Source organism: Mesorhizobium sp. M0018 (genome assembly GCF_040323955.1).
Classification (GTDB): Bacteria; Pseudomonadota; Alphaproteobacteria; order Rhizobiales; family Rhizobiaceae; genus Mesorhizobium.
In genome coordinates this window covers 63,578-80,553 of record NZ_JAMYVL010000017.1, presented here as the reverse complement: position 1 = coordinate 80,553, position 16,976 = coordinate 63,578, and the positions used below count along the sequence as shown (strand labels likewise).

At 64.2% G+C, this 16,976-nt stretch carries 17 protein-coding genes; 10 read left to right on the top strand and 7 right to left on the bottom strand.

The genetic code is table 11. From position 1 onward, the window contains the following. Positions 1-90 precede the first annotated feature (90 nt). Together NKJ81_RS22545 and NKJ81_RS22540 are read right to left on the bottom strand one after the other, a co-directional pair. Positions 91-1,587 carry an FAD-linked oxidase C-terminal domain-containing protein gene (locus NKJ81_RS22545; protein WP_352541780.1) on the bottom strand — a complete coding sequence of 499 codons (1,497 nt, stop codon included), beginning with the start codon at positions 1,585-1,587 and terminating at the stop codon, positions 91-93. Between the two features lie 136 nt (positions 1,588-1,723). Continuing rightward, the gene (locus NKJ81_RS22540; RefSeq protein ID WP_352472690.1) at positions 1,724-3,058 is read right to left on the bottom strand and encodes a DUF3422 family protein; all 1,335 of its coding nucleotides are present in this window, start codon (positions 3,056-3,058) and stop codon (positions 1,724-1,726) included. A gap of 212 nt (positions 3,059-3,270) precedes the next feature. Here NKJ81_RS22540 and NKJ81_RS22535 point away from each other — a divergent pair, with 212 nt between their 5' ends. Genes NKJ81_RS22535 through NKJ81_RS22525 form a run of 3 tightly spaced genes read left to right on the top strand, consistent with a single transcriptional unit; the run spans position 3,271 to position 6,076 of the window. Continuing rightward, a complete protein-coding gene (locus NKJ81_RS22535; protein WP_352541779.1) occupies positions 3,271-4,074 on the top strand; it encodes a FadR/GntR family transcriptional regulator in 804 nt (267 codons plus the stop codon). A 56-nt stretch (positions 4,075-4,130) separates the two neighbouring features. Next, positions 4,131-5,267, top strand: a complete 1,137-nt coding sequence (locus NKJ81_RS22530) for an alpha-hydroxy acid oxidase (RefSeq protein WP_352541778.1) — start codon at positions 4,131-4,133, stop codon at positions 5,265-5,267. A gap of 38 nt (positions 5,268-5,305) precedes the next feature. Further along, the gene (locus NKJ81_RS22525) at positions 5,306-6,076 is read left to right on the top strand and encodes a metallophosphoesterase (RefSeq protein WP_352541813.1); all 771 of its coding nucleotides are present in this window, start codon (positions 5,306-5,308) and stop codon (positions 6,074-6,076) included. Positions 6,077-6,104: 28 nt separating this feature from the next. On the opposite strand, the gene NKJ81_RS22520 is transcribed toward NKJ81_RS22525, so the two are convergent. Then, a complete protein-coding gene (locus NKJ81_RS22520; RefSeq protein WP_292664785.1) occupies positions 6,105-6,245 on the bottom strand; it encodes a hypothetical protein in 141 nt (46 codons plus the stop codon). 287 nt (positions 6,246-6,532) lie between these two features. Continuing rightward, entirely contained in the window at positions 6,533-7,231 is a 699-nt protein-coding gene (locus NKJ81_RS22515; RefSeq protein WP_352472693.1) for a type 1 glutamine amidotransferase, read from the bottom strand. A gap of 74 nt (positions 7,232-7,305) precedes the next feature. On the opposite strand from NKJ81_RS22515, the gene NKJ81_RS22510 reads away from it, so the two are divergent. From NKJ81_RS22510 to NKJ81_RS22495, 4 genes are all read left to right on the top strand, one after another. Further along, on the top strand, positions 7,306-7,953 hold the full coding sequence (locus tag NKJ81_RS22510; protein WP_352541777.1) for a hypothetical protein: 648 nt from the start codon (positions 7,306-7,308) through the stop codon (positions 7,951-7,953). Positions 7,954-7,984: 31 nt separating this feature from the next. Beyond that, complete coding sequence (locus tag NKJ81_RS22505; protein WP_352541812.1) at positions 7,985-8,719, top strand: 16S rRNA (uracil(1498)-N(3))-methyltransferase; 735 nt, start codon at positions 7,985-7,987, stop codon at positions 8,717-8,719. Positions 8,720-8,904: 185 nt separating this feature from the next. Next, positions 8,905-10,278, top strand: a complete 1,374-nt coding sequence (locus tag NKJ81_RS22500; protein WP_352541776.1) for a glutamate--cysteine ligase — start codon at positions 8,905-8,907, stop codon at positions 10,276-10,278. A gap of 102 nt (positions 10,279-10,380) precedes the next feature. After that, on the top strand, positions 10,381-11,439 hold the full coding sequence (locus NKJ81_RS22495; RefSeq protein ID WP_352541775.1) for a DUF937 domain-containing protein: 1,059 nt from the start codon (positions 10,381-10,383) through the stop codon (positions 11,437-11,439). Between the two features lie 175 nt (positions 11,440-11,614). Here the strand turns inward: NKJ81_RS22495 and NKJ81_RS22490 are convergent, their stop codons facing one another. After that, the gene (locus NKJ81_RS22490) at positions 11,615-11,905 is read right to left on the bottom strand and encodes a DUF1127 domain-containing protein (RefSeq protein ID WP_352541774.1); all 291 of its coding nucleotides are present in this window, start codon (positions 11,903-11,905) and stop codon (positions 11,615-11,617) included. 235 nt (positions 11,906-12,140) lie between these two features. On the opposite strand from NKJ81_RS22490, the gene NKJ81_RS22485 reads away from it, so the two are divergent. From NKJ81_RS22485 to NKJ81_RS22475, 3 genes are all read left to right on the top strand, one after another. Then, a complete protein-coding gene (locus tag NKJ81_RS22485; protein ID WP_023680469.1) occupies positions 12,141-13,097 on the top strand; it encodes a LysR substrate-binding domain-containing protein in 957 nt (318 codons plus the stop codon). 70 nt (positions 13,098-13,167) lie between these two features. Further along, complete coding sequence (xseA, locus tag NKJ81_RS22480) at positions 13,168-14,733, top strand: exodeoxyribonuclease VII large subunit (RefSeq protein WP_352541773.1); 1,566 nt, start codon at positions 13,168-13,170, stop codon at positions 14,731-14,733. A gap of 28 nt (positions 14,734-14,761) precedes the next feature. After that, on the top strand, positions 14,762-15,889 hold the full coding sequence (locus tag NKJ81_RS22475; protein WP_352541772.1) for a DmpA family aminopeptidase: 1,128 nt from the start codon (positions 14,762-14,764) through the stop codon (positions 15,887-15,889). Between the two features lie 61 nt (positions 15,890-15,950). Here NKJ81_RS22475 and NKJ81_RS22470 read toward each other — a convergent pair whose 3' ends face one another. Both NKJ81_RS22470 and NKJ81_RS22465 read right to left on the bottom strand, forming a co-directional pair. Beyond that, positions 15,951-16,205, bottom strand: coding sequence for a DUF768 domain-containing protein (locus NKJ81_RS22470; RefSeq protein WP_023677464.1), 255 nt, complete (start codon positions 16,203-16,205; stop codon positions 15,951-15,953). A 511-nt stretch (positions 16,206-16,716) separates the two neighbouring features. Next, entirely contained in the window at positions 16,717-16,962 is a 246-nt protein-coding gene (locus NKJ81_RS22465) for an Atu4866 domain-containing protein (RefSeq protein WP_502904312.1), read from the bottom strand. Between the last annotated feature and the right edge of the window lie 14 nt (positions 16,963-16,976).

Here is a 16,976-nt window from a genome sequence, read left to right as displayed (position 1 = left end):
AGGGCGAGGCGCCGAAGCTGCCAATCTCCCCCCTTGAGGGGGAGAAGTCCGGCAGGACAGAGGGGGGTGTTCAAGCGCTAACATACGCGCTCAAAACCTCGGAATGTCCGGAAACGCCACTTTCCCGCGATGCACGTGCATCCGCCCGAGCTCGGCGCATCGCCTCAATTGCGGGAAGACCTTGCCGGGATTCAAAAGATGGTTGGGGTCGAAGGCGCATTTGACGCGCATCTGCTGGTCGAGGTCGATCTGGTTGAACATTTCCGGCATCAGGTCGCGCTTCTCGATGCCGACCCCGTGCTCTCCGGTCAGCACGCCACCGACCTTGACGCAGAGCCGCAATATGTCAGCGCCGAAACTCTCCGCCTTGTCGAGTTCGCCCGGCACGTTGGCGTCATAGAGGATGAGCGGGTGCAGATTGCCGTCGCCGGCGTGGAAGACATTGGCGACGCCGAGCCCGTATTTCTGCGACAGTTCGCGCATGCCGGCGAGCACGCGCGGCAGTTCCTTGCGCGGGATGGTGCCGTCCATGCAGTAGTAGTCGGGCGAGATGCGGCCGACCGCCGGGAACGCCGCCTTGCGGCCGGCCCAGAAGCTCAGCCGCTCCTGTTCCGACTGCGACGTGCGGCATGTGGTCGAGCCGTTCCTAAAAGCAATGGCTTCGACCAGGCCGATCAGATGGTCGACCTCGACACCCGGCCCGTCCAGCTCGACGATCAGCAGCGCCTCGACATCGAGCGGATAGCCGGCCTGGACGAAATCCTCGGCGGCGTGGATGGCCGGACGGTCCATCATCTCCATGCCGCCCGGAATGATGCCGGCGCCGATGATGTCGGCAACGCATTGGCCGGCCTGCTCGCTGGTCGGGAAACCGATCAGCAGGGCGCGCGCCGTCTCCGGCCTCTTCAGGATGCGTACGGTGACCTCGGTTACGACGCCGAGCAGTCCTTCGGAGCCGGTCATGACGCCGAGCAGGTCGTAGCCTTCCGCGTCGAGATGGCTGCCGCCGAGGCGCACCACCTCGCCATTCATCAGCACCATCTCGATGCCGAGCACATTGTTGGCGGTGAGACCGTATTTCAGGCAGTGCACGCCGCCGGAATTTTCCGCGACATTACCGCCGATCGAGCAGGCGATCTGGGAGGATGGATCGGGGGCGTAATAGAAGCCCTCCTGCTCGACGGCGGTGGTGATGCCGAGATTGGTGACGCCGGGCTGGGCGACGACGACGCGGTTCTGAAAATCGATCTCGAGGATGCGGTTGAAGCGGCTCATGACCAGCAGCACCGCGTCTTCGAGCGGCAGCGCACCGCCGGAGAGCGAGGTGCCGGAGCCGCGCGGCACGACGCGGATGTTGCGGTCGCTGCAATATTTCAGCACCCGCGACACCTGCGCCACGGTCTGCGGCAGCACCACGACCAGCGGCAATTGCCGGTAGGCGGTGAGCCCGTCGCTCTCGAAGGCGCGCATGGCATTGGCGGCGTCGACGACGCCCTCGCCCGGCACGATGATGCGCATATCGGCGACGATCTCGTCGCGCCGGCGCATCGTGGCGTCGTCTGGTTTCGGCATGGCAAGGCCGGACATCGACAGCCTCCTTCGATCGACTGGTAAAAATCTTTTACCAGCGACAGTGGTCGCTTGCAAATGCCGCGTTGGCCGGGATGAGAGGCCTATGGCCGAGACAGCCTTCTGCAGCGGCAATCTGCCGCTGCGCCCCACATTACTCGCCCGGCTGCTTGCCTGGTTCGGAGTGCATGCGGCGGACGCGGCGCACGCCCCACCAGACGAGCACGACCGCGAGCGGCACCGAGGCGGCGGTGACCATTTCCGGCGCGAAGGCATGGCCGAAGATCGAGGCGCCCTTGGCGACGTAGCCGATGAGGCCGACGACATAGTAGGAAACCGCGGCGACCGAGAGCCCCTCCACCGTCTGCTGCAGCCGCAATTGCAGGCGGGCGCGATTGTTCATCGATGCCAAAAGATCGCGGTTCTGCTTCTCGACCTCGACGTCGACCCAGGTGCGCAGCAGTGTGGTGGCACGGGTGAGCTTCGTCGACAGGTTGGCCTGACGCTCCTCGACCGAACGGCAGGTACGCATCGCCGGCGCCACGCGGCGCTGCAGAAAACCGCCCCAGGTGTCGTAGCCGGGCACCGCTTCTTCGTCGAGCGCCTCCAGCCGTTCGCGCACGATGCCGTCATAGGCGCGGCTGGCGCCGAAGCGGTAGAGGCTGGAGGCGGCATCGGCCTCCAGCTCGGCGGCCAGTTCGGTCAAGTCGGCAAGCAGCGTCTGGCTGTCGCGGGTCTCGGCGACCTTCATTTCCAACGTGGTCTGGGCCAGCCTGTCTTCGATGCGGCGGGCGCGACCGGACAGCGTCAGGGCCAGCGGCAGCCCAAGCATGGCCAGCGTGCGGTAGGTCTCGATGTCGATCAGCCGCTGCGACAGTGCCCCGGTGCGCGCCGGGGTCAGGCCGCGGTCGAGCACCAGCATGCGGGTCAAGCCGTCGCCATCCTGACGGAAATCGGTGACGATGGCCGCGTTGCCGCGCTCGACCAGCGAATAGCACAGGCTGGTCGGGTCGAAGCCGGCGATCAGTTTTTCGTTCGCCGGCGTCCATTTGCGGATCTCCAGCCTGATGCCGGAAATCACCGTGCCCGGCGGCGAAAACCCGTTGCCGAAGGGTGTGTCTTCTTGCCCCCTGCCGTTTTCGGCGAGCGGGCCTTCCCAGAGATAGGTCGAGAATTCCGTGTGGCGTTCCCAGCGCAGCGAGCCCTTGCCCCATTTCATCGCGTGGTGGCGGGCGTGAGGGTCGGGCGCGGCGATGCCGAGGCGTCGCGACAATTCGGAAAGCACGGCCTGATCGATCCCGGATCCAGCTTCGGTCATGAAGGAAAGCTGCACCAGCACGCGCGGCTTTTCGACCAGCGGCTGCGGCCGGGCGTGGACCTCGCCGAGCGCGCCCGGCCGACCTTCATGCGCCGGAAAGCCCATGACGGTGCCGCCCACGGCTTTGGCGCGCAGCTGGAATTCGAGGTTGGAAGGGTCGGCGTCTGGCACGGCTGGTCCCCCGGGCTTCTGTGAGCCCTTTGGCAATGATGTCCCTCTAGAGGCAATCGTCAGGGGACGCAAACGCCCAATTTAGCTGAAGATGATATGGCGCCGCGGCTGTGAAACGGACCCGGCCCCCGGCGAATTGGATAAATAATTTGACCAGTTGGCGACGCCGGCTTTATCTTGCGCGACATCGGTTCAACCCCCAGGCATCCCGTTTGAGCGACATTTTCTCCCGGATCGAGCATTCGCGCACCGCCGACGAGGTGGTGCAGCAGATCGAGAGCCTGATCCTCGAAGGCGTCCTGCGCACCGGCGACCGGCTGCCGGGCGAGCGCGAACTGGCGCGCCAGTTCGAGGTGTCGCGGCCGATCCTGCGCGATGCCTTGAAAGCCTTGGAAGGGCGCGGGCTGTTGACGACACGGCCAGGCGGCGGCACCCATGTCGCCGATGTCATCGGCCAGCTGTTCACCAAGCCGGTGACCGACCTGATCTCGATGCATCGCAAGGCGGTGACCGACTATCTGGAGTACCGCCGGGAGATCGAGGCGGTGGCGGCCGAATATGCGGCGCGGCGTGCCACATCGGACGATCTGGCGCTGCTCGACCGCATCATGGCACGTATGGACGAGGCGCACCGGACCGGCAATTTCGACGACGAGGCGGAAATCGACGTCGAGTTCCATCACGCGATCTGCGAATGCGCGCACAACATCATCCTGCTGCACACGCTGCGCTCCTGTTATCGGCTGCTGTCGGAAGGCGTGTTCCAGAACCGGCGGCTGGTGTTCAACGTGCCGGGCGCGCGCGAGGCGCTGCTTTCGCAGCACCGGGCGATCTACACCGCGGTCAAGGGCGGCGATCCGGCTGCGGCGCGGCAGGCGGCGATGGACCACATCTCCTACGTCGAACGATCGATGGCCGAGGCCGAGCGCAGCGGCGACTGGCAGCGCGTGTCGCGGCTGAGGCTCAGGCAGCGCTCCGAGCCCGGTGGCGGCGAGCCGGCAAGAAAACAGCCGTAGGCACCGCCCAGAAAATTCAACGACGAACCAGCGAAGAACCAGCGGAAAAAAGATCCATGAGCAGCATTCTCACCATCGCCGACCTCAAGGACCTGGCGCGCCGCCGCGTGCCGAAGATGTTCTTCGACTATGCCGATTCCGGCGCCTGGACCGAAAGCACCTACCGCGCCAACGAAGAGGATTTCCAGAAGATCAAGTTCCGCCAGCGCGTGCTTGTCGACATGGACAACCGCTCGCTGGAATCGACCATGATCGGCGAGAAGGTGACGATGCCCGTGGCGCTGGCGCCGACCGGCATGACCGGCATGCAGCATCCGGACGGCGAGATGCTGGCGGCCCAGGCGGCGGAAGAATTCGGTGTGCCGTTCACGCTGTCGACAATGAGCATCTGCTCGATCGAGGATGTCGCGTCGGTGACCAGGAAGCCGTTCTGGTTCCAGCTCTATGTGCTACGCGACAAGGACTTCGTCTTCGATTTGATCGATCGCGCAAAAGCGGCGAAATGTTCGGCGCTGGTGCTGACGCTCGACCTGCAGATCCTCGGTCAGCGCCACAAGGATATCCGCAACGGGCTTTCGGCACCGCCGCGGATGACGCCGAAGCACATCTGGCAGATGGCGACCAGGCCACGCTGGTGCGTCGGCATGGCCGGGACCAAGCGCCGGAGCTTCCGCAACATCGTCGGCCATGCCAAGGGCGTCGGCGACCTCGCCTCGCTGTCGTCGTGGACGAAGGAGCAGTTCGATCCACATCTGTCGTGGAAGGACGTCGCCTGGATCAAGGAGCGCTGGGGCGGCAAGCTGATCCTGAAAGGCATACTCGACAAGGAGGATGCGCTGATGGCGGCCAGGACAGGCGCCGACGCGATCATCGTTTCCAACCATGGCGGCCGCCAGCTCGACGGCGCCTCGTCGTCGATCATGGCGCTCGAAGAGATCGCCGACGCCGTCGGCGACGCGATCGAGGTGCATATGGACGGCGGCATCCGTTCCGGCCAGGACGTGCTCAAGGCACTGTGCCTCGGCGCCAAGGGCACCTATATCGGCCGGCCTTTCCTGTACGGCCTCGGCGCACTCGGCAAGGAAGGGGTTACCAAGGCGCTGGAAATCATCCGCAAGGAGATGGACATAACGCTGGCTCTGTGCGGAAAGCGCCTGGTCACCGACATGGGCAAGGATCAGCTTCGGCGCTAAAGTCCCGTGACGGCATGACCACGGAGGCGACGCAGGCATTGACGGAGCCCGGCATCAGTTTCTACGAGGCGCGCGGACCGCAAGGCATGCGCCTTTACGCGATCGGCGATGTGCACGGCCGGCTCGATTTGCTGACCGCCATGCACCGGCGGATCGAGGCGGAGCTCGGTCAAAGGCCGTCGGCCGATTGGCGCGTGATCCATCTCGGCGACTATGTCGATCGCGGCCCGGACTCCAGGGGCGTCATCGATTTCCTGATCGACGCGCAAAGACGCGATCCGCGTCACCTGATGCTCGCCGGAAATCATGATCTCGGCTTTCTCGATTTTCTCGATGTCCCCGATCCGGACGGGCTGTTCATGCGCTATGGCGGCATCCAGACGGCGCTATCCTATGGCGTGTCGCTCGGTGGGAGCAGCGCCTGGTTTGGCCGCGCCGATGCGGCACTGCGGCAAGGGCACGCCGCACTGGTCGAGGCGGTGCCGCAGAACCATGTCGAGTTCCTGCGCTCGCTGCCCTTCTCAGTGACGTTCGGCGACTTCTTCTTCTGCCATGCCGGCATCCGGCCCGGCGTTGCGCTGGAAAGCCAGAGCCGGCAGGACCTGATCTGGATCCGCGAGGTCTTCCACGGCCACACCGGCCTTCATCCGAAGATCGTGGTGCACGGTCATACGCCGGTGCCCAAGGCCGAAATCACCGGCAACCGCGTCAATGTCGACACCCTCGCCTGGCAGTCGGGAAACCTCACCGCGCTCGTGGTGGACGGCGCGGACAAGCATATCCTGACAGTGACGGGTGAGCGAGCGTAGGAAACGCGTGGGATTATGAGCAGAGAGGCTAGCGAAGCGCGGCGGTGACGCCGTAGCCGTCAACGGCATTGTGGTCGTTGGCCGCGTCGGCGGAATAAATGCCGAGGCCGCACAAGACGATAGCCGACAACATGACAAAGGACAAAAAGGCTGCTTTCACGGACGTCATCTCTTGTTGAGCTTCCTGCATCTATGCACGAGCGGGTTACCAATGCGTTGAAACGCAAAATACGTCGCAAATGTCGGACGGTTTCGCGCTTCTAGGCATGTTCTGTATCGGTGGTGTGTCGCGCGGGTCACAGGAAAAGTTCATCGCGGTTGCACACAAGATGCAGAGCGCGCGCCTTTTAGGCTGGCGGACAGACACAGGCCAAGGATGAAACGCGTTATCCCCGGCGGATTTGCCGCCGCGTGCCAAATATGCAACGTCGCCAAATACGTTGACTATATGGGCCGTCAGATCGTCGCCACCCAGGCGCGGGCGATGGCCAGGCCGGCGGCATCGGCTTGCGGTCCGTTGCGGGCCATTTCGTCGTCGAGCCGGACGGCCCAATCCGGATGGCGTTCGGCGATCAGCGGTGCGAAGGACGTGCTCCAGTCGCGAACCATCGGCCGGTCGGCCTCGAAATGGAACTGAAAGCCATAGACGGCGCGGCCGATGCGGAACGCCTGGTTCTCGGCGACGGCGTTGCCGGCCAGCCGCACGGCAGTCTCGGGCAAGACAAAGGTGTCGTCGTGCCATTCGAAGATCGGGAATTTTTCAGGCAAGGCGGCGAGCACCGGATCGGCCTGCGCCGCCGCGGTGAGCGCGACCTCGTGCCAGCCGAACTCCGACGCGCCGCCGATCTGGTTCTCGCCGCCAAAGGCGCGCGCGACCAACTGGCTGCCGAGGCAGATACCAAGCACCGCGCGATCCCTCTCGGCAAAGTCGCGCGTCAGGTCGAGCAGGCCCGGAAAATAAGGACAGAGCTCGTCGTCCAGCGCATTCTGGGCGCCGCCGAGCACCACCATGGCGTCATGCCCGCCGCTATCTTGCGGCAGCGCGTCGCCGCGGTAGGGACGGCGCAGGTCGATAGCGGCACCCGCCTCGACAAGGGCCGCGCCGATCTGGCCAAGGCCCTCATTGTCGAAGTTCTGGACAACCAAGACCCGCATCGAAACCTGCTGACATGAAATTGATGCAACGAGCGATATCATGGCGCCAGCATTGCAGCCAACAGGGAACGCCTATGCCACTGCAAAACCGGGTCGACCCGTTCGGCGCCATCCATGCCGTGCCGGAGCGCGGCCTGTTCATGGGCAATCGCGGCATCATTCACGACCCCGAGACGAGAACGCTGTTGAAGAAGCGCTGGGCGCTGCAAGCCTGGATCATCTGCGTCTGCGAATTCGGCAACGTGCGGCGCGAGCCGATGGGGCGCAACCGGGCTGGCGGCAAGGCCGGCTGGACCGAGCTGTTTTTCCTCGACGAGGTGACGGCACTTGCCGCCGGCCACCGTCCCTGCTTCTTCTGCCGGCGCGAGCGGGCCAGGGATTTTGTCCGGCGTTTCGGCGACGCCTGCGGCATGGCCGAGCCACGTGCGCCGCAGCTCGACAAGCGCCTGCACAAGGAGCGCCTGGCATCGGGCGGGCGGGCGACGAGACTGGAACCGGAAGCGCTTGCGGACTTGCCGGACGGCACGATGATCTCGTCAGGAAACAGGGCGTACGCCCTGTTTGACGGCGCCGCGCTGCCCTGGAGTTTCGGCGGTTATGGCGAACCGGTGGGATTCGGCGATTTTACCGACGGTCCAATCGGCCTGCTCACGCCGGCGACAACTGTTTCCGTGCTGAAGCGTGGCTACAGACCTGTCTGGCACGCCAGCGCGGAGGCTTGACGCCGGCGATGGCCTCGCCCATTCCTCGGCGATGCGCGCCAATTACAAGATGCAGCGGCTGTTCGTGCCGGACGGGCTTGGACCGGACATCGAGTTCGACGTCGGCCCGCAGCAGAGCCATTATCTCTCGCACGTGCTGCGGCTCGGCGAAGGCGCCGAAATTCTGGTCTTCAACGGCCGCGACGGCGAATGGTCGGCTGCGATCGCGGCAAAATCGAAGAAGGCGTTGCGCCTGAAGTTGCTGGCATTGCAGCGGCCGCAGCCGCCGTTGCCCGATCTCGTCTACTGTTTCGCGCCGCTGAAGCAAGGGCGGCTCGACTACCTCGTGCAAAAGGCGGTGGAGATGGGCGCCGGCATCCTGCAGCCGGTCATCACCCAGCATACGCAAGTGGCAAAACCCGGCATCGAGCGCCTGCGCGCCAATGTCGTCGAGGCGGCCGAGCAATGCGGCATATTGGCGGTGCCAGAGCTGCGCGAAGCGGAAAAATTCGAGCGCCTGCTGGCGGGCTGGGACCCCGAGCGGCGGCTGATCTTCTGCGACGAGGATGCATCGACCAACAGTCCCCTGCCGGCACTGCAGGTGGTGCGGGAGAACAAGCTCGGTCTGCTGGTCGGACCGGAGGGCGGCTTTTCCGACGAGGAACGCAAGATGCTGAGAGCGCTGCCTTTCGTTACCGCGATTCCGCTCGGGCCGCGCATCCTGCGAGCGGATACGGCGGCGGTGGCGGCACTGGCGCTGATCCAGGCGACAATCGGCGATTGGTGATCAATTCCAATTACCCGCTGGCTCAGGATTTTTCGCTTGATCGGCTACTGACATTTCGTCCATCTAGCGCCGGCAGCGGCCGCGTGTCCTTTCGGGCGCGTAAAGGACGCTGTAGCATTTGATTGGGCACCTGATCCCTTCTGAAAATCGAAGCCGATTTTCAGGGTCATGTGCGGAGGGCTCCTATGGCGCGCGATACAACCGACTTCCGGCCGATAGAAAGCGTCGACGAACTCGTCGAGCATCTGGCCGAAGGCAACAAGCCGCGCGACAAATGGCGGATCGGCACCGAGCACGAGAAATTCCCGTTCTATGTCGACGGCAATGCGCCGGTGCCGTATGGCGGCGAGCGCGGCATCCGCGCCATCCTCGAAGGCATGCAGGACAAACTCGGCTGGGACCCGATCATGGATGCCGGCCGCATCATCGGCCTGGTCGAGCCGACCGGCCAGGGCGCGATCTCGCTGGAGCCCGGCGGCCAGTTCGAGCTGTCCGGCGCGCCGCTGGAGACGATCCACCAGACCTGCCGCGAAGGCAATGCGCATCTGGCGCAGGTGCGCGAGATCGCCGAACCGATGGGCATTCGTTTTCTCGGCCTTGGCGGCAGCCCGAAATGGTCACTGGCCGAGACGCCGAAGATGCCGAAATCGCGCTACGAGATCATGACCCGCTACATGCCCAAGGTCGGCACCAAGGGCCTCGACATGATGTACCGGACCTGCACTATCCAGGTGAATCTCGACTTCGAAAGCGAAGCCGACATGCGCCGCAAGATGCAGGTGTCGCTGAAGCTGCAGCCGCTGTCGACGGCGCTGTTTGCCAACTCGCCCTTCACCGAAAGCCGGCCGAACGGCTTACAGAGCTGGCGCGGCGAGATCTGGCGCGACACCGACAATCAGCGCTCCGGCCTGCTCGAATTCTGCTTCTCGCCCGATTTCGGCTTTGCCGATTATGTCGAATGGGCGCTCGACGTACCGATGTATTTCGTCATCCGCGACGGCCAGTATCACGACATGACGCACATCACCTTCCGCCAGTTCATGGCGGGTGCTGCCCGTAACGACCTGCCGGACGGGCTGCCGACGATGGGCGACTGGGCGAACCATCTGTCAACGCTGTTCCCCGACGTGCGGCTGAAGCGCTTTCTCGAAATGCGCGGCGCCGATGGCGGGCCGTGGCGGCGCATCTGCGCGCTGCCGGCCTTCTGGGTCGGGCTGCTCTACGATGCGGCTGCGCTCGACGCGGCCGAGGCGCTGACCTCGAGCTGGAGCTACGACGAAGTGCTGGCAATGCGCAACGCGGTGCCGGAACAGGGCATTTCGGCGCCGTTCCGCAACACGACATTGCGCGAGATCGCCCGCGACGTGCTCGTCATCTCGCGCATGGGACTGAAGAACCGCGGCCGCAAGAACCGCGACGGCTATGACGAGACCTCGTTCCTCAACACGCTGGACGAGGTCGTCGCGCGCGGCACCACCAGCGCCGAAGAAATGCTCTCGGCCTACCACACGCGCTGGGGCGGCTCGATCGAGCCGGTGTTCATGGAATACGCGTATTAACGCTTCGCTATCCGCTTGGCCGATGGTCCGGCAAATTCGCTTCAATCAGTGATGGAAACGAATTAGGCTTCTCCAACGAGGATTTTCCCGGAGGAGAAAACAATGCCTTCCTTGTTCGATATTCTGGCACAGGCCCAGAACGGCAACGGCATGCAGGCGCTGGCCCAGCAGTTCGGGCTTTCGCAGCAGCAGACGCAGGCCGCGGTCGCGGCGCTGCTGCCGGCCTTTTCGCAGGGGCTGAAGCGCAACACGGCGGACCCTTATGGGCTCGGCTCCTTCATGACGGCGATGGCAAGCGGCCAGCACGCCAAATATTTCGAGGATGCAAGCCGGGCCTTCTCGCCGCAGGGCCTCGATGAAGGCAACGGCATTCTCGGCCATTTGTTTGGCTCGAAGGACCTGTCGCGGGCCGTCGCCAGCCAGGCCGCGCAGGCGAGCGGCGTCAGCCAGCAGGTGTTGCAGCAGATGCTGCCGGCAATCGCCTCGATGATGATGGGCGGGCTATTCAAGCAGACCACCAACCAGCTAGGCGGGCAGATGCATGCGGCAGGCGGTGGCGGCAATCCGCTTGGCGAGCTCATCGAGCAGATGATGCGGCAGGCTGGCGGCGGCAGCCAGGCACCGACCCCTCAGCCTGCAGGCCCCACGGATAACCCGCTCGGCAAGGTGCTGCAGGATATGTTCGGCGGGCAGCAGCCGCAACAGACGCAGAGCCCTTACGGCGACAATCCGCTGGGCAAGGTGTTGCAGGACATGTTCGGCGGCGGGCAGCAGCCACAAAGCCAGCCGCAGCAGACACAGAACCCTTATGGTGACAATCCGCTCGGCAAGGTGCTGCAGGATATGTTCGGCGGCGGTGCACCACAGCCACAGCAGCCGCAGAACCAACCCCAGCAGACACAGAACCCTTATGGTGACAATCCGCTCGGCAAGGTGCTGCAGGACATGTTCGGCGGTGGCGCACAACAGTCTCAGCCGCGTCAGGCGCCGCAGCAACCCCAGGCGCCGCAGCCGCAGGCCAATCCGAGCGGCAGGCCGAGAAATCCGTTTGACGACCTGTTCGGCAAGATGTTCGAGACAGGCGCCCAGCAGCGCGACGACTACCAGAAAGGCATGGAGTCGATCTTCGACCAGTTCAAGCAGGGCATGGGCCGGCGCTAGACCAGACACCGGCAACCAATCATCAGTGCCGCCCAAAAAAGAAAGCCCGGTCCTGGGAGGACCGGGCAGCGCGCAGGCTGGCCGGGGGGATCCGGCAGGGAGTGGGGAGCCTGCGTAACTTAGTGGCGTCGTGCCTCAAAAAGGTTCAACGCGCCCGAACGGCGAAACCACGCGATCACGCCACCTTGCGGGCAATATCCTCGATCGTTTCGGCGCGCTCGATCGCGATGACGCGAAGCCTTTCGGTCGGATCGCGGCCAAATGGTACACCGACAGCGACGTGCAGGTCGGCGCGGGTCAGGCCGATGTCGGCGAGCTCGGCATCCGACATCTCGCCGAGGCGATAAAAGGCGCGGCGGTTTTTCCAGGCGCGGTAAATATTGGCAGCCGCATTGGCCACGCGCGTCGCAACGGCCGGACGCGAGGTGATGCGCGAGGTCTCGGTGGCGAAATCAAACGTAGCCATGTCGGTCTCCTTCACATTCGAACGGGCGAAAACCGGTCGATCGGGCGCTGGCGACAGCGGCCGTTCCGGCTTCGATTCATCTAAGATGATGCATGTCGTTGGCCCGAAACCGGTGCCCACTTTTGGGCGACATGCATTCGCTTCATGTGGACAATGCGAATTTGCCATGGCCCGATTGATTAATCCAACGAATGTTTCTAATCTTTAGCATCAGCATCAATGATGGATTAGGCCAATGAAAGCGCCGCTCGATCTCGATCAGTTGCAGACCTTCATCTCGATTGTCGACACCGGCAGCTTTACCCGCGCGGCGGAAGCGGTTCATCGGACCCAGTCTGCGGTGTCGATGCAGATGCGGCGGCTGGAGGAACGGATCGGCAAGCCGCTGTTCGAAAAAGACGGCCGCACCAACAGGCTGACCGAGGAAGGCGACAGACTGCTCTCCTACGCAAGGCGGCTGCTCTATCTCAACAAGGAAACACTGGCCGCCTTCGACGACCGCCGGCTCGAAGGCACCATCCGCATCGGCACGCCGGACGATTATGCCGATCGCTTCTTGCCAGAGATCATGGCGCGGTTTGCCCGTTCCAACCCGCATGTCGAACTGACCGTTATCTGCGAACCGACGCCGGGACTGGTCGAACACATCAAGCGAGGCAATCTCGACCTGGCGCTGGTGACGCACAACGACGCGCGCGGCCAGTCGGAAGTGGTGCGGCGCGAACCGCTGCTGTGGGTTACCTCGGCCAACCATGCGACGCATGAGCAGCCGATCCTGCCGATGGCCTTCGGCCGGCCGAACTGCATCTGGCGGCGGGCCGCCGCCGACGTGCTCGATCAGCAGAGCCGCGACTATCGCATCCTGTTCACCAGCTTCTCTGCCACCGTCATCGCCGCCGCGGTGCTTTCCGGCCTGGCGATCTCGGTGCTGCCGGAATGCGCCCTGCGGCCCGGCATGCGGGTGCTGGGCGAGGCCGATGGTTTCGGCGCCCTGCCCGATTGCCGCATCGGCATCATGCGCGGTCAGACCTCGCGGCCGGAGATCGTCGACGCGCTTGCGCGCCACATTTCGGAGAGCCTCGACAATATTTCCGTGCCACTCGGCGAGGAGACCGGCACGTTCGACTTCGCCGCCCTCGCCTTCGCCAAGATGAAGCGGACCAAGCCGAACCAGATCCTGCCGGGCTGGTGATCGCGCGATTGGGGCGGACATCGAACACGGCCGCCTTGACGCCGGCCAGCAATCGTCCCCCAATCGGCCGATGAGCGACGCAGCATCCGAATCACGCACCAACGCTACCGAATATACGGTGAGCGAGATTTCCGGCGCGCTGAAGCGTACGGTCGAGGACCTCTTCGGCAATGTACGGGTGCGCGGCGAGATTTCCGGCTATCGCGGACCGCATTCCTCCGGCCATGCCTATTTCTGCCTGAAGGACGATCGCGCGCGGCTCGACGCCGTGGTGTGGAAGACCACAATGAGCCGGCTGAAATTCCGTCCGGAGGAAGGCATGGAGGTGATCGCCACCGGCCGGCTCACCACCTATCCCGGAAAGTCGAACTACCAGATCGTTATCGACAATCTCGAGCCGGCCGGTGCCGGTGCGCTGATGGCGCTGCTGGACGAGCGCAAGCGCCGGCTGCAGGCCGAAGGCCTGTTCGATGCGGCGCGCAAGCGCAGGCTGCCGTTCATGCCCTGCGTCATCGGCGTCGTCACCTCGCCGACAGGCGCCGTCATCCGCGACATCATCCACCGCATCAAGGATCGGTTTCCACTGCACGTGCTGGTCTGGCCGGTGCGGGTGCAGGGCGAGACGGCGGGTGCGGAAGTGACCGCTGCCGTCAACGGCTTCAACGCACTGCCATGGGACGGCGCCATCGCGCGGCCCGATCTGTTGATCGTGGCACGCGGCGGCGGCAGCCTGGAGGATCTGTGGGGCTTCAACGACGAAGCGCTCGCCCGGGCCGTCGCCGCTTCGGGTATTCCGGTGATTTCCGCGGTCGGCCACGAGACCGACTGGACATTGATCGATCTGGCTGCGGATGTGCGGGCGCCGACGCCGACAGGCGCCGCCGAGATCGCCGTGCCGGTCAAGGTCGACCTCGAAGCGACGCTTGCCGGCCTTGGCGCGCGGTTGAAGACCGCACTGTCGCGCAATTTCGAACGCAAGCGGCAGGCGGCACGCGCGGCCGCCCGGGCGCTGCCCTCGCCCGACCAGTTGCTGGCGCTGCCGCGGCGGCGCTTCGACGAGGCGACGAGCCGGCTCGGCCGGGCGCTGTCGGTCAGCGTCGAGCGCAAGCGAGCCAGGCTTCTGGGGCAGCGGCTGACGCCGGCGACCTTGTCGCGGCGCATGAACGAAGCCCGCACGCTGACCCGCCGCGACCTCGCCCGTGCGCAAGCGGCTTTCTTCGCCATCGTGCGCGAGCGTCGGGCGCGGCTTTCACGCACGGCGACCAGACTGTCACCGGCGCCCATCGCCAGACGGCAGAAACTGCAAGGCGATGCACTGCTGGCACTGACACGGCGGCAGGACCAGGCGATTTCAAGACGGCTGGACCGCCTGCGTGGAAAACTGACGCAGGCCGACCGGCTGCTGGCGACGCTCTCGCACAAGGCCGTGCTGGCGCGAGGCTTCGCGCTGGTCAAGGATGTGGACGGCGCCGTGGTCAAGCACGCGGCAGAAGTTGTGTCGGGGATGGCGCTTTCACTGGAGTTCGCCGACGGCACCGCCGATGCAGTCGCCATCAGTGGCACGATGCGGCCGAAGACGGTTGCGAAGCCCGCGGCCAAGCTCAAGGCGCCGGGCGGCCAAGGTTCGCTCTTCTGAGGGTGACCAAGACTTCTTTGAGGGTGAAATGACCGACCCGCACCTTGCGACGCCCTCGGGCAAACTGCGCGCCCGCGCCTTCGCGATCCCATTCGATGGAACGCCGGGCCGCTTCAACGCCATCACCGATGTGCCTGGCGTGACGGTGGGCTATACGACACTGATCTCAGGGGATGGGCCGCTCCTCGTCGGCAAGGGTCCGGTACGCACCGGCGTGACCGCGATCCTGCCACGGCCCAGAGGCGAGTTGGCCGTCCCGGCGTTCGCCGGGATGTTCAGCGCCAATGGCAATGGCGAACTGACCGGCTCGCATCTGATAGAGGAACTTGGAGCGTTCAATCTTCCCATCACCATCACCAACACGCATTCCTGCGGCGTCAGCCGCGACGCAACGTTGCGCTGGATGCAGGCGGTGCTGCCGCAATCGCTCGACAGCGCCTGGGCGCTGCCGGTGGCGGGCGAGACTTACGACGGCTTCCTGAACGATATCAACGGCCACCATGTGAGCTTCGAGCACGTGTTTTCCGCGCTCGAAACGGCTGAAAGCGGGCCGATCGAAGAGGGCAGCGTCGGCGGCGGCGCAGGCATGATCACCTTCGGCTTCAAGGCAGGGTCCGGCACATCCTCGCGCAGCGTCGACTGGAATGGAGAGCGTTTCACGATCGGCTGCTTCGTCCAGTCGAATTTCGGTGCACGGCGGAACCTCGTGATCCGTGGCATCAGAGCCGGAGCGGAACTCGCCGAACCGGCGACCCGGGACAACACGCCGCGAGCGGAAAAGAGCTCGATCATCGCGATCGTCGCCACCGACGCGCCATTCATGCCGCACCAGTTGAAACGGCTGGCGAAACGCCTGCCGCTCGGCGTCGCGCTGACCGGCGGCTATGGATACAATTCATCCGGCGATATTTTTCTGGCCTTCAGCACGGCCAATGCCGATGCGGCGCGCGGCGCGGCCGGCAAGCTGGTCAGCGCCGGCTATATACCGGATGCCGACATCAACCCGTTCTTCGACGCCGTCGTTCAGAGCGTGGAAGAGGCAATCCTCAATGCTCTGGTCGCCAATGAAGACATGACCGGGCGCGACGACAATTTCGTGCCAGCGTTGCCGGAAGCATGGCTCGAGGAGAGATTTGGCAAAGCTGCGCGGCGATAAGACCGCGCAACTGCATCAGACAGGCAATGTTCGCCCGGCAGGTTTTGCCGGGGGCGGTCCGTCAGCCGGCAGGCTTGTTGGAATTCCGCTCGTCCTGGTCGGCCTCGGCCGCCTCTTCGAGCCTCGAAGCAATGAGCTCCTGAATGTCGCCGACCTCTTCCTGGATATCCTCCAGGGGTATGCCGGCTTCGGCGGCCTTGGCCGCACATTCCCTGGCGAGGGTCTCGGCCTGCTTCTCGATCCTGGCTGGCGAGGGCTGGCAGTGGACTTTTTCGCCAATCCACCCGCGCAAGAACTCGATTGCGTGTTCACTCATACTGCTGTTTCCCTAGCGGCTATGCCGGTTGGTAATCATAAACGTCGGCATCTTCGAAAAGATGCGTGCTGCCATTCGAGCCGAGTCGGCTTCGCCCGGCAAGCCGAACTTGTCCGAGGTCCACAGAGCCGAAGGGAATGGAGGGTTCAAGGAGCACGTTCTAGTTCTTGAGGACTGATTCTCTCGAGGAAACTCGTTCGACCCGCGCTATTGTTTCTATTTGCTTTTTGTCGGTTTTCAAGCCGTTTTAGATCACAATAGATGTCGCAATGACTAGCACATTTACCGCGCTCTCGCCGGCACCATGTAAGAGGCGAGCCGTCAAAGCCGCCGCTATATAGTGATAACCATTTGCAATGTCGACTCTGCTTGCGGTCCTGCTTCTTTCCGCCGCGCTTGCTGGGAGATATGTGGTGTGACGGGCCTTGCCGTGCAAGCTGCCGAGCGCCTCATGCAAGGCATGCAATAGCGTCTTGTGGAAACCCTGAAGTGCTTGTCTCAGGGTGGCTCTCTACCGCTGGCGGTAAAGGATCATGCCGGCATGATAGAGGACGCCTTCGACGAACTCACCATCCGCGGTGAAGCCCGTATCGTCCCAGTATTCTATGTGGTTGCCGTGCACTTCATAGCGTCCCCGGTAGGCGCTTTCGCGGTCACCGCGCGCTTCGTCATAACGGCCGTTCGGCAGGAGTTCGTGCCTGATATGGCGATCCTCGGTGACCCACATTCCGACATAGGGATGATCTTGGTGCGTCATTGGTTCCTCCGCAA

Bases quoted from the DNA above. Each gene is read 5' to 3' on its own strand.
- NKJ81_RS22545 (WP_352541780.1), bottom strand. From the start codon at position 1,587: ATGTCCGGCCTTGCCATGCCGAAACCAGACGACGCCACGATGCGCCGG.
- NKJ81_RS22530 (WP_352541778.1), top strand. From the start codon at position 4,131: ATGAGCAGCATTCTCACCATCGCCGACCTCAAGGACCTGGCGCGCCGC.
- NKJ81_RS22520 (WP_292664785.1), bottom strand. From the start codon at position 6,245: ATGACGTCCGTGAAAGCAGCCTTTTTGTCCTTTGTCATGTTGTCGGCT.
- NKJ81_RS22515 (WP_352472693.1), bottom strand. From the start codon at position 7,231: ATGCGGGTCTTGGTTGTCCAGAACTTCGACAATGAGGGCCTTGGCCAG.
- NKJ81_RS22510 (WP_352541777.1), top strand. From the start codon at position 7,306: ATGCCACTGCAAAACCGGGTCGACCCGTTCGGCGCCATCCATGCCGTG.
- NKJ81_RS22505 (WP_352541812.1), top strand. From the start codon at position 7,985: ATGCGCGCCAATTACAAGATGCAGCGGCTGTTCGTGCCGGACGGGCTT.
- NKJ81_RS22500 (WP_352541776.1), top strand. From the start codon at position 8,905: ATGGCGCGCGATACAACCGACTTCCGGCCGATAGAAAGCGTCGACGAA.
- NKJ81_RS22495 (WP_352541775.1), top strand. From the start codon at position 10,381: ATGCCTTCCTTGTTCGATATTCTGGCACAGGCCCAGAACGGCAACGGC.
- NKJ81_RS22490 (WP_352541774.1), bottom strand. From the start codon at position 11,905: ATGGCTACGTTTGATTTCGCCACCGAGACCTCGCGCATCACCTCGCGT.
- NKJ81_RS22485 (WP_023680469.1), top strand. From the start codon at position 12,141: ATGAAAGCGCCGCTCGATCTCGATCAGTTGCAGACCTTCATCTCGATT.
- xseA (WP_352541773.1), top strand. From the start codon at position 13,168: ATGAGCGACGCAGCATCCGAATCACGCACCAACGCTACCGAATATACG.
- NKJ81_RS22475 (WP_352541772.1), top strand. From the start codon at position 14,762: ATGACCGACCCGCACCTTGCGACGCCCTCGGGCAAACTGCGCGCCCGC.
- NKJ81_RS22470 (WP_023677464.1), bottom strand. From the start codon at position 16,205: ATGAGTGAACACGCAATCGAGTTCTTGCGCGGGTGGATTGGCGAAAAA.
- NKJ81_RS22465 (WP_502904312.1), bottom strand. From the start codon at position 16,962: ATGACGCACCAAGATCATCCCTATGTCGGAATGTGGGTCACCGAGGAT.